The 13,986-nt window shown below is 68.4% G+C and carries 11 protein-coding genes; all 11 read right to left on the bottom strand.

What is annotated here, in order from left to right:
- Window positions 1–19 precede the first annotated feature (19 nt).
- The 11 genes from ACWV14_RS08380 to cheA all read right to left on the bottom strand — a co-directional run bounded on the left by ACWV14_RS08380 (window position 20) and on the right by cheA (window position 13,947).
- Window positions 20–859: a MinD/ParA family ATP-binding protein gene (locus tag ACWV14_RS08380; RefSeq protein ID WP_454907371.1), complete on the bottom strand. Its 840-nt coding sequence runs from the start codon at window positions 857–859 to the stop codon at window positions 20–22.
- A 10-nt stretch (window positions 860–869) separates the two neighbouring features.
- The gene (flhF, locus tag ACWV14_RS08375; RefSeq protein ID WP_454907372.1) at window positions 870–3,371 is read right to left on the bottom strand and encodes a flagellar biosynthesis protein FlhF; all 2,502 of its coding nucleotides are present in this window, start codon (window positions 3,369–3,371) and stop codon (window positions 870–872) included.
- Complete coding sequence (gene flhA, locus ACWV14_RS08370) at window positions 3,368–5,467, bottom strand: flagellar biosynthesis protein FlhA (protein WP_454907373.1); 2,100 nt, start codon at window positions 5,465–5,467, stop codon at window positions 3,368–3,370. The genes flhF and flhA overlap by 4 nt, the downstream gene beginning before the upstream one ends.
- Window positions 5,464–6,618 (bottom strand): flagellar biosynthesis protein FlhB, encoded by a 1,155-nt coding sequence (flhB, locus tag ACWV14_RS08365; RefSeq protein WP_422085492.1) that lies wholly within the window; start codon window positions 6,616–6,618, stop codon window positions 5,464–5,466. The genes flhA and flhB overlap by 4 nt, the downstream gene beginning before the upstream one ends.
- A gap of 144 nt (window positions 6,619–6,762) precedes the next feature.
- Window positions 6,763–7,407 carry a protein phosphatase CheZ gene (gene cheZ, locus ACWV14_RS08360; protein ID WP_422085491.1) on the bottom strand — a complete coding sequence of 215 codons (645 nt, stop codon included), beginning with the start codon at window positions 7,405–7,407 and terminating at the stop codon, window positions 6,763–6,765.
- Between the two features lies 1 nt (window position 7,408).
- Window positions 7,409–7,804, bottom strand: coding sequence for a chemotaxis response regulator CheY (gene cheY / locus ACWV14_RS08355; protein ID WP_422089148.1), 396 nt, complete (start codon window positions 7,802–7,804; stop codon window positions 7,409–7,411).
- 31 nt (window positions 7,805–7,835) lie between these two features.
- A complete protein-coding gene (locus ACWV14_RS08350; protein WP_454907374.1) occupies window positions 7,836–8,921 on the bottom strand; it encodes a protein-glutamate methylesterase/protein-glutamine glutaminase in 1,086 nt (361 codons plus the stop codon).
- A complete protein-coding gene (gene cheD / locus ACWV14_RS08345) occupies window positions 8,918–9,592 on the bottom strand; it encodes a chemoreceptor glutamine deamidase CheD (protein WP_454907375.1) in 675 nt (224 codons plus the stop codon). The genes ACWV14_RS08350 and cheD overlap by 4 nt, the downstream gene beginning before the upstream one ends.
- Window positions 9,589–10,422: a CheR family methyltransferase gene (locus tag ACWV14_RS08340; protein ID WP_422085489.1), complete on the bottom strand. Its 834-nt coding sequence runs from the start codon at window positions 10,420–10,422 to the stop codon at window positions 9,589–9,591. The genes cheD and ACWV14_RS08340 overlap by 4 nt, the downstream gene beginning before the upstream one ends.
- A 95-nt stretch (window positions 10,423–10,517) precedes the next feature.
- The gene (locus tag ACWV14_RS08335) at window positions 10,518–11,825 is read right to left on the bottom strand and encodes an EAL and HDOD domain-containing protein (RefSeq protein WP_454907376.1); all 1,308 of its coding nucleotides are present in this window, start codon (window positions 11,823–11,825) and stop codon (window positions 10,518–10,520) included.
- Between the two features lie 19 nt (window positions 11,826–11,844).
- Window positions 11,845–13,947, bottom strand: coding sequence for a chemotaxis protein CheA (gene cheA, locus ACWV14_RS08330; RefSeq protein ID WP_454907377.1), 2,103 nt, complete (start codon window positions 13,945–13,947; stop codon window positions 11,845–11,847).
- Window positions 13,948–13,986 lie beyond the last annotated feature (39 nt).

Genomic DNA, 13,986 nt, shown 5'->3' with positions numbered 1-13,986 from the left:
GTTATCTGCCGGAACCGGGTCAGGCGGCTGCCGCCGCGTGCATCACGGCCGGGGCCGGGTTGCCGGGAACGGCGCCGGTGCGCGCATCGGCGCGCCAGGGCCAGCGGCCCATGTCGTCGGCCACGCGGCGGAAATCGACCGCCGCCGCGCTCGCGGGAAAGGCCTCGACGATGGTCTGCTTCAGCCGCCACGCATCGGCGACGCGTGCGTCGAAGCGGGCCCAGCCGGCCGCCTCCAGCGACAGCGCCAGGTAGCGGCTGCCGGCGTTGGCCAGGTTGCTCATGATCTGCCGCGCCGCCTCGACCTCGGCCACGCCGTTGACGAGAAAACGCAATTGCTTGAGTCCGTGCGCGTAGTGCAGGCGCTTGATGCCCGCATAGGCGGTGGTGATCGACGCGGGCTGCGGCTGCAGCACCAGCAGAAGTTCGTCGGCGGCCTGCGCCAGCGGCGACAGGCGGCCTTCGCTGTCGAGGGCCGCGTCGACGATGACCACGCCGTCGCGCCACATCGTGCGCGGGTCAGTGGCATCGTCGGCCACGCCGGGCGGCGCGGGCAGCACATGCACGCCGCTGCCGGCGCGCACCGCCGCGCCCGCGAGCGTGAGCCGCCCGGAGGCCACGTCGGCCAGCCCGCCCAGCGGATCGATGGCCCATACCTCGCAGGCCGAACCGACCTTGGGGCAGTGCTCATCGAGCAGCAGCACGTTCTTGCCCTGCTGCACCAGCGCGGCGCCCAGGTTCATCGCGGCCGTGGTGGCACCCGCGCCCGGGCCCATGCTCGCGACCGCGACAACGCGCGTCTGCGTCTGCGCCAGCAGGCGGCGCAATCCGTCGGCCTGGTCCGCGACCATCTTGCTCATTGCGATCTCCTCAACCCTGCGGCTCCAGCGCGCGCGGCGCCTGGACGGGCGCGGTGGACTCGGTGCCCAGCGCCTCCAGCAACAGGAAAAGCTTGCCCACGCCCGCGTACAACGCGCTGCCGCTCATGAGCCGGCCGTTGCGCACCGGGCGCCCGGTCAGCTGGCCCAGCAGCACGCGCGTGCGGTCGGCCCATTCGCCCTCGGCCTGCGCCAGGCGCCACACGGTGGTGGTCATCTGGCCGGCGATAAGCAGGCGCTTCATGTTGTTCGGGTCGCCCAGCTCGCCGATGCCGCCGACCAGCTGCACGCCGTCGCGCAGCAGGCGGAAGCAAGGCTCGGCGTCGTTGGCCCAGGCCTGCCATTGGGCGAGCTGGCGCGCCGCTACTTCCGTGCCGATGTTCGTCAGCGCATAGCTCTGCGCCAGCACGTTGCCGCTGCGCGCGTCGAGCATGCGCGTGGCGACGCAGCGCAGCGCGGGCATGGCCTCGCGCCCGACGCCGGCCGCCACTGCGGCCGCATTGAAGCGCAGCACCACGTCGGCCTGCGCCTCGCAGCGCAGCGCGGCCTTGCCGCGGAAGCGCACGGGTTGCCCTTCGCTGAACTCGAAGTCCAGGCGCGCGAGCGTGTCAGGTGCGCCGGTGCGCGCATCGATCACCGCCGTGGAGCCCGGCGCGCGTGCCAGCCAGCGCTGGCCCGCGGCCTGCCACTGCAGCATCGATTCGAGGCCGGGCAGGCGCGTGAGCACATGCACCATCGGCTTGTCGCCGAAGTCCTGCTGCCGCAGCCACGGCACCTGGCGCGCGCCCGGCTTGCGGGCGGCGTCTTTCATGCCACGTGTGGCGGCGGTGGAAAGCCACTGGTTGGGCGCGGCCAGCGGCAGGCCGCTGCGGTCAGACAGCAGCAGGCTGCCGTGGCATTCGTAGGCGTCGCCGCCTTCGTTCGAGCGCAGGCCGACCTGGCCGCACAGCGCGAGCACATGGGTCTCGCAGCCTGCGGCGATCTCGCCGCGCGCATGCACCATCAGGTCCTGCAGCACGGCCTTCTGGCCGATGTCTTCGTCGGCGGCATTGCGCCACAGCCCGCGCGCGCGCTCGAAGCCGATCTGCGCGCCGGCCAGCGCGCTGGCGGCGGTGGCCAGCTCCTGCGCGTCGTGCGCCATCGCGCGGATCAGGTTCTGGTACTTCAGCCGCAGGCGGTCGGCTTCGCCCTGCGCCTGCACCACCTGGGCTGACGGGGCGTTGCCCGCGGGCTCTTCCTGCAGGTCGCTTTCGGCCGGCACGAACAGCGGGTTGTGCTGGCGCGGCTGGAACACGCTGTCCACCAGTTGCGCGCGGTCGGCCTGCATCAGGTTCTCGGGCACCTTCTGGCCGCTGGAGATGTAGTGCACCGGCAGGCGATGGCGAATGACGGTGTCGATCAGCGCGCCCGGGTGCGTGGCCTCGTCGACCTTGGTGAAGATGCAGCCGGTCAGGTCGTTGCCGTGGCGGTAGGCGTGGACCACTTCGTTGAGCGTGTCGCCGTGGCTGGTGGCGTTGAGCAGCAGCAGCCGCTTCACAGGGCGCGGGCTCTGGCCCAGCATGGCGATCTGCTCGGGCACGGCGCGGTCGCGCTGGCTCATGCCGACGGTGTCGATCAGCACCATGTGCTTGTCGCGCAGGTCCTGCAGCACCAGATGCAGGTCGGCCGCGTCCTTCACGGCGTAAACGGGCACGTTGAGGATCTGGCCGTAGATGCGCAGCTGCTCGTAGGCGCCGATACGGTAGCTGTCGGTGGTGACCAGCGCGAGCTTGTCGGAGCCGAAGCGCATCACGCAGCGCGCGGCCAGCTTGGCGGTGGTGGTGGTCTTGCCGACGCCGGTCGGGCCCATGAGCGCATAGACGCCGCCCTGCGCGAACAGGGCATCTTCGTCTTCATGCACGGGTACCGCGCGGATCAGCTCGGAGCGCACGTAGGCCATGCCCTCGGCGTAGGTCTGGCCGGTGGGCAGCTTCTCGAGCATGGCCTTCGACAGGCGCGCGCTGAAGCCGGCGCCGAGCAGCGTGCGCAGCAGGCGGCCGCGCACCGGGTCGCGGCGCTGCTTGTCGTTCCAGACCACGCTGGCGAGCTGCTCTTCGATCATGCCGCGCATGGAGTGCAGCTCGTTGAGCACCGTGTCGCCATGAGGCGCAGGCGCGGGTGCGGCCACGGGCTGCGGAGCGGGGCGTGCGGCCTGCGCAACCGGAGCAGCCGGCGCGACCTGTGCAACGGGCGCCGCGACTGGGGCAGAGACAGGTGCAGGTGTGGGCACAGGTGCAGGTGCAGCTGCGGCCGCCACTGGCGCCGCGTTGCGCGCCACGCCCTGCACGTCGCCTTCCACCATGGCGACGATCTCGACGCCCTCGGCGGTGGCACGGTGGGTGAGCACGATGGCGTCGGCGCCCAGCGCCTCGCGCACCAGCCTCAGGGCTTCGCGGCTGGTGGCCGCGACGAATTTGCGTGCGGTGGTGCGCACGTCGTTCTGCTGGGAATTCAACCTCGTCCTCCAATGGCGGCAGTGATCTTGATGGTGCGGGAATCAGGGATTTCCGCGTGCGAAAGAACCTTGAGCTGCGGCAGGCTGCGCCGCAGGAAACGCGACAGCAGCACGCGCAGCGAGTGCTGCACGACGAGCACCGGGGCCAGCCCCATCTGCTCCTGCCGCTGGATGGCGGCCTGCGCCTGGTGCAGCAGGTTGTCGGCAATGCCGGGCTCGATGCCGCCGCTGTTGCTCAGCGCCTGCTGCAGCACGCCGTCGAGCGCGCCGTCCAGGCCGATGACCTGCATCTCCGCATCGCCCGGGAACAGCTGCTGCGTGATGGCGCGGCCCAGCGCCAGGCGCGTGAGCGTGGTGAGTTCGGTCGGGTCCTTGATGGTCGGCGCGTGCTCGGCCATCACGTCGAGGATGGTGCGCATGTCGCGGATCGGCACCTCTTCGTCGAGCAGGTTCTGCAGCACCTTGTGCAGCGTGCTGAGCGACAGCACCTTCGGCACCAGGTCTTCGGTGAGCTTGGGCGCGGTCTTGGCGATCTGGTCGAGCAGTTGCTGCACTTCCTGGCGGCCCAGCAGTTCGGCGGCATGCGTCTGTATGAGGTGGTTCAGGTGCGTGGCCATCACGGTGCAGGCATCGACCACCGTGTAGCCGTACACCTGCGCCTGCTGGCGCTGGCTGGCGTCGATCCACACCGCGGGCAGGCCGAAGGCCGGGTCGCGCGTGGGCGCGCCGGGCAGCGAGCCCGACACCTGGCCGGGGTTGATGGCCATCCACTGGTTCGGGAAGGCCTCGCCGCGGCCGATCTCCACGTCCTTGAGGGTGATGACGTAAGTGTTGGGCTTGATCTCGAGGTTGTCGCGGATGTGCACCACCGGCACCAGGAAGCCGATGTCCTGCGCGATCTTCTTGCGGATGCTCTTGATGCGGCCCAGCAGCTCGCCCTGCTGCGACTGGTCCACCAGCGGAATCAGGCGGTAGCCGACCTGCATGCCCAGCGGGTCGACCATGGCCACGTCGTCCCAGGTGGCCTCGGCCATCTCGCTGCCGGGCGCGAGGTTCGCGGCCTGCGCGGCGGCCGCCTCTTGCGCTGCCTGCTGCTGCGGCTTGCGCTGCACCAGGCGGCGGCCCAGCCACACCAGGCCGCCCGCGATCAGCAGGAACGCCAGGTTCGGCATGCCCGGAATCATGCCCAGCAGGCCGACGATGCCGGCCGTCAGGAACAGCACCTGCGGGTTCGAGAACAGCTGTCCGGTGAGCTGGCTGCCGACGTCTTCGTCGGTGGTCACGCGCGAGACGATCACGCCGGCCGCGGTCGAGATCACCAGCGCCGGGATCTGCGCCACCAGGCCGTCGCCGATGGCCAGCAGCGTGTAGGTCTTGCCGGCGGTGGAGAAGTCCAGCCCGTGCTGCACCATGCCGACGACCAGCCCGCCGATGATGTTGATCACCATGATGAGCAGGCCCGCGATCGCGTCGCCGCGCACGAACTTGCTGGCACCGTCCATCGAGCCGTAGAAGTCGGCTTCCTGCGCCACTTCCTGGCGGCGCTTGCGGGCCACTTCCTCGCCGATCAGGCCGGCGTTGAGGTCGGCGTCGATGGCCATCTGCTTGCCGGGCATCGCGTCGAGCATGAAGCGCGCGCCCACCTCGGCGATGCGGCCCGCGCCCTTGGTGATCACCATGAAGTTGATGAGCACGAGGATGATGAACACCATCACGCCCACCGCGAAGTTGCCGCCCACCAGGAAGTGGCCGAAGGCCTCGATCACCTTGCCCGCCGCGTCGGGGCCGGTGTGGCCGTTCATCAGCACCACGCGCGTGGAGGCCACGTTCAGCGACAGGCGCAGCAGCGTGGAGAACAGCAGCACCGCCGGGAAGGCCGCGAAGTCGAGCGCCTTCATGGTGTACATGCTCACCAGCAGCACCATCACGGACATGGCGATGTTGAAGGTGAACAGCAGGTCGAGCAGGAATGGCGGCAGGGGCAGCACCATCATGCTCAGGATCATGATGATGAGAATCGGCCCGGCCAGTCCCTTGAACTGCGATCCGGAGAACATCTGCGTCGGCAGACGCAACAGGTTGGTCATCGCGTTCATGCGGCTTTCGCTGTGTCTTTCACTGTGTATTCAAGGGCTTGCGGCACTTGCAGGTCGGTGGGGGTGCGCGGGGCATCGCCGCCCTCGCTCTTCCAGCGCTTGAGCTGGTAGACCCACGCCAGCACTTCGGCCACCGCGGTGTAGAGGCCGCTCGGTATTTCTTCGCCCACCTTGGTGTGCTTGTAGAGCGAACGCGTGAGCGGCGGCGCCTCGAGGATGGCGACGTTGTGTTCCCTGGCCAGCTCGCGGATGCGCTCGGCCACCAGGTCGGTGCCCTTGGCGACCACGCGCGGCGCGCGCATGTCGCTGTCCAGGTACTTCAGCGCCACCGCGAAGTGGGTGGGGTTGGTCAGCACGATGTCGGCCTTGGGCACCTCGGACATCATCCGGCGCTTGGCGATCTGCTGTTGCTGGCGGCGGATCTGCGCCTTGATGTGGGGGTCGCCTTCGCTTTCCTTGTGCTCCTGGCGCAGGTCTTCGCGCGACATGCGCAGCTTGCGGTAGTAGCTCCAGAGCTGGAATGGCACGTCGACCAGCGCCACCAGGAACAGCGTGGCCGCGATCAGAACGCAGTGCTTGGCCACCAGCACCAGGGCGTGCGGCAGCGCGTAGTGCGCGGGCTGGGCCATGAGCGCCATCACCGTACCGATGTCGCCCGCGATCACCCACCAGGCCACGCCGCCGATCAGCGCCGACTTGGCCAGCGCCTTGACCAGCTCGGCCAGCGACTGCGCCGAGAACATGCGCGCAATGCCGGCCAGCGGATTGATCTTGCTGAACTTGGGCGCGACGGCCTCGGCGGAGAACATCCAGCCGCCGAGCATCAGCGGCGCGGCCACGGCCGCGACCATCATCATTCCGAACAGCGGGCCGATGGCCATCAGCGTCTGCAGCGCCATGAGCCCGGTCTGGGCCAGCATGTGCGAGGTGTCGAACGCGCTGGCGCGCTCGAACTGCAGGCCGCGGCGCAGCGAGCCGTCCATGCTCTCGCCGAGCAGCCCCGCGCTGAACCACAGGCCCGCGCTCGCGGTACCCAGCATCACGAAGGTGGTGAGTTCCCGTGAACGGGCAACGTTGCCTTCCTCGCGCGCCTTCTCCAGGCGCCGCTCGGAGGCGGGTTCCGTTTTTTCGAGATCGCTTTCCTCAGCCATTCATGCTCCGAACCAGCAGTGGCGACGTACGCCTTGCTCATGACCAAATTATTGAATTCGGTCGTCCGGAACAATCTGCCGATAAGGGCCCTTATCGCCCTGCAGTTCGGCCAATGAAGCAGGGCCGGGCCGCCCTGCCCGGCCCTAGAAGCCCAGGCTCTCCAGCAGGTCGTCCACCTGGGCCTGGTCGGTCACGGCCTCGGGGTTGCCGGGCTTGACCTGCGGGCCGTTCTGCAGGCTCTGGGCGGCTTCCTGGCGCTTCTCGGGCGGGGAGTTGTCGATCAGCACCTGGAGCAGCTGGGTCTCCACGTCGTTGACCACTTCCATCATCTTCTTGATGACTTGGCCGGTCAGGTCCTGGAAGTCCTGCGCCATGAGGATTTCCATCAGCTGCGAGTTGATGGCGCCGGCGCGCTCGGGCACCTCGTTGAGGTAGCCGCGCGTGTCCAGCACCAGCTCGCGCGCCTGGTCGAGCTCGAGCGGGTTCTCGAACCACTGGTCCCAGCGCTTGCTCAGGCCCTTGGCATCGCTGGCCAGGGCTTCCTGCAGCGGCTGCGCCACGTCGATGGCGTTGAGCGCGCGGTGCGCCGCGCGCTCGGTGGTCGCGGCCACGTAGCTCAGGCGGTCGCGCGCATCGGGAATGGCCTGGGCGGCCTTGGCCACCTGCTTGTCGAGACCCAGCTCGCGCAGGCCTTCGCGCAGCTGGCGCGTGAGCTGGCCGATGCGGCCGAGCAGTTGTTCCGCGGTGTTGTTGGTGGAGTCCGCGGCCACCGATGCGTCCTGGCTCATGTCAGGCCGCCTCTTTGGCCAGCTTCTCGAAGATCTTGGTGATCTTCTCTTCGAGCGTGGCGGCGGTGAAGGGCTTCACCACGTAGCCGTTGGCGCCCGCCTGCGCGGCCGCCACGATGTTTTCCTTCTTGGCCTCGGCCGTGACCATCAGCACCGGGATCTTCTTGAGCTCGGGGTCGGCGCGGATGGTCTGCAGCATGGTCAGGCCGTCCATGTTCGGCATGTTCCAGTCGGACACCACGAAGCCGAAATTGCCGCCGCGCAGTTTCTCGATACCGGCCGCGCCGTCCTCGGCCTCGTCGACGTTGAGGAACTCCAGTTCCTTCAGCAGGTTGCGCACGATGCGGCGCATGGTCGGGAAGTCGTCCACAACCAGGATTTTGATGCTCTTGTCGATCACGATATTTCCAACTCCAACAGGTCGATTTTCAAACTCGGTTCGCACGTTCGCCGAACGTGCGAAGGTGCGCCAGAACCCGGCGACTCACTTCACTCAGGGGGGATACGTCTTCCACCGCACCCAGCGCGATGGCCTCGCGCGGCATGCCGAAGACCACGCAGCTGGCCTCGTCCTGCGCCAGCGTGTGGGCGCCGGCGCGCTTCATGCGCAGCAGGCCCTCGGCGCCGTCCTTGCCCATGCCGGTCAGGATGATGCCGATGGCGTTCTTGCCCGCGTACTTGGCGGCCGAATCGAACAGCACGTCGATCGACGGGCGGTGGCGGTTCACCGGCGGCTCCTGGTCGAGGTGCGCCACGTAGTTGGCGCCGCTTCGGCCCAGCGAAAGGTGAAAGCCGCCCGGCGCGATGTAGGCATAGCCCGGCAGCACACGCTCGCCGTGCTCCGCTTCCTTGACGTTGATGCGGCACAGGCCATCCAGGCGCTGCGCGAACGAACGCGTGAAGCCGGCCGGCATGTGCTGCGCGATCAGCACCGCGGGCGAATCGGGCGGCAGCGGCTGCAGCACTTCGCGGATGGCCTCGGTGCCGCCGGTGGAGGCGCCGATGATGATCAGCTTCTCGGTACTGAGCAGCGGGCTGCGCAGCAGGGACTCCTGCGGCGCGTCCGACGCGGACCTGGCCGCCGCCGCTTGCCGGCTCGGCAGCAGCCGCGCGCTGGCGGCCGTGCGGATCTTGCCGGCGATCAGCTCGGTGTAGTTGAGCAGGCCGTCGCGCACGCCCAGGCGCGGCTTGGTCACGAAGTCGATGGCGCCCAGCTCGAGCGCGCGCAGCGCGATCTCCGAGCCCCGCTCGGTCAGCGAGGACACCATGACCACCGGCATCGGCCGCAGGCGCATGAGCTTCTCGAGGAACTCCAGGCCGTCCATGCGCGGCATTTCGACGTCGAGCGTGAGCACGTCGGGGTTGGTGACCTTGATGAGGTCGCGCGCCACCAGCGGGTCGGCCGCCGTGCCCACCACGGTCATGTCGCTCTGGCTGTTGATGATCTCGGTCATCACGCTGCGGATCAGCGCCGAATCGTCGACACACAGCACTTTTATTTTCTTGACGCTCACCGGTTTCCTTTGATGGCGGCCACGGGCGCCATGCGGGCGCCCAGGGCATTGCTTGTTTTCTCCAGGTCGGGCACCGCGCGCAGGCCGGACAGACTGCGCAGCAGTTCGCCCTCCTCGCGCTGGATCGACCGGACTTCCGTCTGCGCACGCAGCTTGCGCACGATCGCCTTGCCGGTGGCCGGCATGAAGTACACGCGCCGCGCGTGCGGCCCGCGCAGGTCTTGCGCGGCGACCTCGATGCGCTCGGTGCGCAGATAGCGCAGCACGAAGTCCGCGTTGCGGTCGCCGATGTTGAGCGTGGTCATGTTGGCCAGCACAGCGCCGCCGCCGAACACCTTGGCCTGCAGCCGGTCGCGGCGCGCGCCCGCGCGCACCAGCTCGCGGATCAGCACGTCCATTGCGTAGGTGCCGTAGCGCATGGAGTCGACCGGGTCGCGCATGCCGGACTCGCTGTCGTCGGGCAGCATGAAGTGGTTCATGCCGGCCACGCCGGCTTCGGCGTCGTGCAGGCACGCGGCCACGCAGGAGCCCAGCACCGTGCTCAGCACGGTGTCGTCCGCCGTCACGTAGTACTCCGATGGCAGCAGCTTCACCGCCTTGTGGCCAACGTCGCGGTCGAAGTAGTGGTGGCTCGCCACCGAATCCGGCGCGCTGGGGCTGGTATTGCTCATGCCGCGCCCGGGGCGCGCGTGCGCGCCAGTTCGTACACCGTCTGGCCGAGCGACTTGAATGCCTGGTTGACCAGCGACGCGTTTTCCGAATGCCCGGCGAACAGCAGCCCGTTCGGCTTGAGCAGCGGCACGAAGCGGTCGAGCACCTTCTTCTGCGTCGGCTTGTCGAAATAGATCATCACGTTGCGGCAGAAGATCGCGTCGACCGGCTCCTTCACAGGCCAGGCGCTGTCCAGCAGGTTGAGCCGCGAGAACTTCACCAGCGCGGCCACCTCGGGGCGGATGCGCACCTTGCCGGCGTTGGCACCCGTGCCCTTGTTGAAGAAGCGCCGCAGCCGCTCCGGCGACAGCCGCGCGACCTGCTCGGTAGTGAACACGCCGGCCGCGGCCTTGGCAAGCACAGCCGTGTCGATGTCGGTCGCGATGACCCGCGCCGAACCCGCCTTGTCGCCCAGCGCCTCCATCAGCGTGATGGCGATCGAGTACGGCTCCTCGCCGGTCGACGCCGCCGCGCACCACACCGTCACCGGCTGCGGCATCTTGCGCACATGCGCGGCCAACGCCGGAAAGTGGTGTGCCTCGCGGAAGAACGATGTCAGGTTGGTGGTCAGCGAGTTGATGAACAACTGCCACTCCCCACCATCCGCGCTGGACTCCAGCCAGTCGAGGTACGTGGAGAACTCCGGGAGCTGAAGCTCCCTCAGGCGACGCGAGAGCCGGCTGTACACCATCTGCCGCTTCTGGTCGCCAAGGGCGATGCCGGCGCGGCGATGGATGAGGGTCCGGATTCTGGAGAAGTCGCTATCGGTAAAGAGGAACTCGTTATTCACAGCCAGCCTGGAAGCATGGCTTTCAATGTACATAGCGCTCCCCGTTTCCAATGGAGCGATCAGACGCACAAAAGCCCTGCACTTTCAATGTCATGTCAGGGGCCCGCCGCGGCCGGACTCGCGTCCTGGGACCACACCAGCGCCGAGAGTTGCGCCGCGTTGACCTGCGCCGCGCTCAGGAAAAGCGCCTCCGCCAGTCGCGAGGCCTGGCCGTCGTCGAGCTCGCAGCTCTCGGCCAGCGCCACGAACGGGCCGTAAAGGCCGCCGCGCGACAGGATGGCCTGCTGCACCGACTCGGTGAGCTGCACCTTGCGCAGCACGCCTTCCATCGACACGCCCAGCAGCTGGTCGAGCAGCGAGAACATGCCCGCCACGAACAGGTTGTCGGATTCGCTGGGCGGCAGCATGCCCTGCCCCATCAGCTCGACGAAGCGGCCACGCAGGATGGCCTTCTTCATCATGAAGGGCGAGCTGGCCTTGTTGCTGGTGGCCAGCAACAGCGACAGCCAGCGGTACAGCGGCGAATAGCCGAGCATGGCCACCGCATGGCGCAGCGAGTGGATTTCCACCGCCATGCCGACCGATGGCGAATTGATGTAGCGCAGCAGCCGGTAGGTGAGCGCCGCGTCGTGCTTGAGTGCGGCCTCGATGACGCGCACGTCTTCGTTGCGCTGGATCATCTGCATGAGCTGCACGATCAGCAATGACTCTGGCTGCAGGGCGTCGTCCACGTCGCGCACCGGCGGATTGCGGAACGCGCCGTCGATGAACACGTTCACGCGCCGCGCGGCGCAGGCGTCGAATTCCTTCCAGGTGTTCACGCGGGGCGCCACCAGCTCGACCGGCGGATGGCCCTGCTGGGTTTCCTGGCGCACGCGCACAACGGTGTCGGCGTCCAGCGCGTCCACCTCGAAGTGGGTGACGATGGCGCGCAGCTCGGGGTCCTCCGGCAGCGCCGTGGCGCCGCGCAGCATGAAGCCGAAGCCCTGTTCGCGCAGGAACAGCAGGATGGAGCGCAACTCGGCATCCATCAGGTCTTCCTTGTCCATGCACAGCACAACGCTCTGCGCCGGCAGCGACTGCAGTTCGCTCTGGAACAGCGCGTCGACCGAGACATCCACGAACAGCAGCATGGCGCCGAGCTGCCAGCCGCCGTCCTCGGGGTTGAGGTGCTGCGCCGCCGTGTCCATCAGCGCCTTGACGCCGGAGCCCGCCTGGGCGGCCGCCTGCTCGCCGGCCGGGCGCCAGGCCAGCCGGTAGCCGACGACGCGCCGCTGCGCATCGAGCAGCATGGCGTAGGCCACATGGCCATTCGCGCCGGCATCCTGGCCGCGCGTGGCTTCGGTGCCGTCTGCGCCATTGGCGTCGCCGGAACCGGAGCGTCTAAAGAAGTCGAAACGCATTCAGCTGTCTCCGTGGGGCTCAGAGTGCGATGGCGTCGGTCCTCCGGGCGGCTCCCGCCAGGGCAGCCGCGCTCGCGGCTTGCGCGCGCTGGATCCGTGGCATGGCGCCCACGTCGATGATGAAGGCCACGCTGCCGTCGCCGAGGATGGTGGCGGCGGAGATGCCGGGCACCTTGCGATAGTTGGTTTCCAGGTTCTTCACCACCACCTGGTGCTGTCCGAGCAGCTCGTCGACCAGCAGCGCGAAGCGGCTGTCGTCGGCCTGCACGATCACCAGGATGCCCTGCGTCGGATGCGTCTGCGCGCCCGCCACGTCGAACACGCGGTGCAGCTCGATCAGCGGCAGGTATTCGCCGCGCACGCGGATCACGTGGCCGTCGGCGGTGATGGAATGCAGGTGCTCCGGCAGCGGCTGCAGCGACTCGATCACGTAGCTCAGCGGCAGGATGTAGGCCTCGTCGCCCACCTTCACCGACATGCCGTTCAGGATGGCCAGCGTCAGCGGCAGCACGATGCGCGTGGTGGTGCCCTGCCCGCCGCGCGAGTGGATTTCCACATGGCCGCCCATTTCCTGGATGTTGCGCTTGACCACGTCCATGCCCACGCCGCGGCCCGAGATGTCGGTGACCTGCTCGGCGGTGGAGAAGCCGGGCGCGAAGATGAGCTGCCACACCTCCTCGTCGGGCATGGTCTCGCTGACCGCCATGCCCTGCTGCATGGCCTTGGCCAGGATGCGTTCGCGGTTGAGGCCGGCGCCGTCGTCGCTCACCTCGATCACGATGTTGCCGCCGTGGTGCTGCGCCGACAGCAGCAGCTGGCCGGTGGCGTCCTTGCCCTTGGCCAGGCGCACTTCGGGCGTCTCGATGCCGTGGTCGAGGCTGTTGCGCACCAGGTGCGTGAGCGGGTCGACGATGCGTTCGATCAGGCCCTTGTCGAGTTCGGTTTCCTTGCCGTAGGTGTCCAGGCGCACCTGCTTGCCCAGCTTGGCGCTGACGTCGCGGATCACGCGTGGGAAGCGGCTGAACACGTAGTCCATCGGCATCATGCGGATGGACATGACCGATTCCTGCAGGTCGCGCGCGTTGCGCTCCAGGTGGCCGAGGCCGCTGAGGAAGCGTTCGTAGGCCACAGGGTCGAGCATGGTCGCGGCCTGCGTGAGCATCGACTGCGTGATGACGAGTTCGCCCACGAGGTTGATGAGCTGGTCGACCTTCTCCACGTCGACGCGGATGGAACTGGATTCCTTGGCGGCGGACGCCGCAGCGGGCGCTGCCGCCACCGGCGCGGCCGGCGCGGCCTGCACGACGGGCGCGGCAGCAGCGACCACGGCCGGTGCCTTCGCGGGCGCCTCGGCCGGTGCCGCCGCCGCAGGCTCTGGCGCCGCCACGGCGCCAGCCGCTTCGCGCGTGATGTCGATCTGCGATTCGTCGATGACGAAGCAGCACACGGCAACGATGTCATCGGGGTCGCAGGTGGTCTCTAGCAGCACCGTCAGCTGGTCGTTGGTGCGGGTGCGCGAGATCACCTTGCCGAGATTGGAGAGCTCGCCGGCGAGCAGGTCGCATTCGCTGTCCGATAGGCGGGCGAAGCGGATGCGCAGCACGCCGCCACCGGCGGGAGTGGCGGGCGCTGCGGCCTCGGCCGGTGCCGCCGCGGCGACTGGCGCGGGCGCCGGAGCCGCCACGGGCGCGGGTGCAGCCGCGGTGGCTGCAGCGTGCGCCGCAAGGCTTTCGTCGCCGCTTTCCAGCGCGAGTTGCTGAAGCACGCCGCAGATGTGCGCGACCATGTCAGGGTTCGGCTCCTGGCCGGCCTGGTATGCGGTGAGTTGTTCTTGCAAGGCGTCCTTCGTTTCCAGAAATGCATCGATCATTCGACCGTTCAGGCTCAGCTGCCCGTGGCGGGCGCGGTCCAGAAGCGTTTCGAGCACGTGCGTGGTGTTGGTCAAGGCGGTGAAACCGAACGTCGCCGCACCGCCCTTGATGGAGTGCGCGGCGCGGAAGATGGCATTGAGCTGCTCGCTGTCGGGAGACTCGACGTCGAGCTCCAGCAGCAGTTGCTCCATCTCCGCGAGAAGCTCGATGGCTTCGACGAAGAATGCCTGGGTGAATTGACTGAGGTCCATCTCGTTGCTCCGGGCCGGCGCTGGCGCCGTCCCCTGGGT

The organism is Variovorax durovernensis, from assembly GCF_977011995.1.
This window is presented reverse-complemented; position numbering and strand designations above follow the sequence as displayed.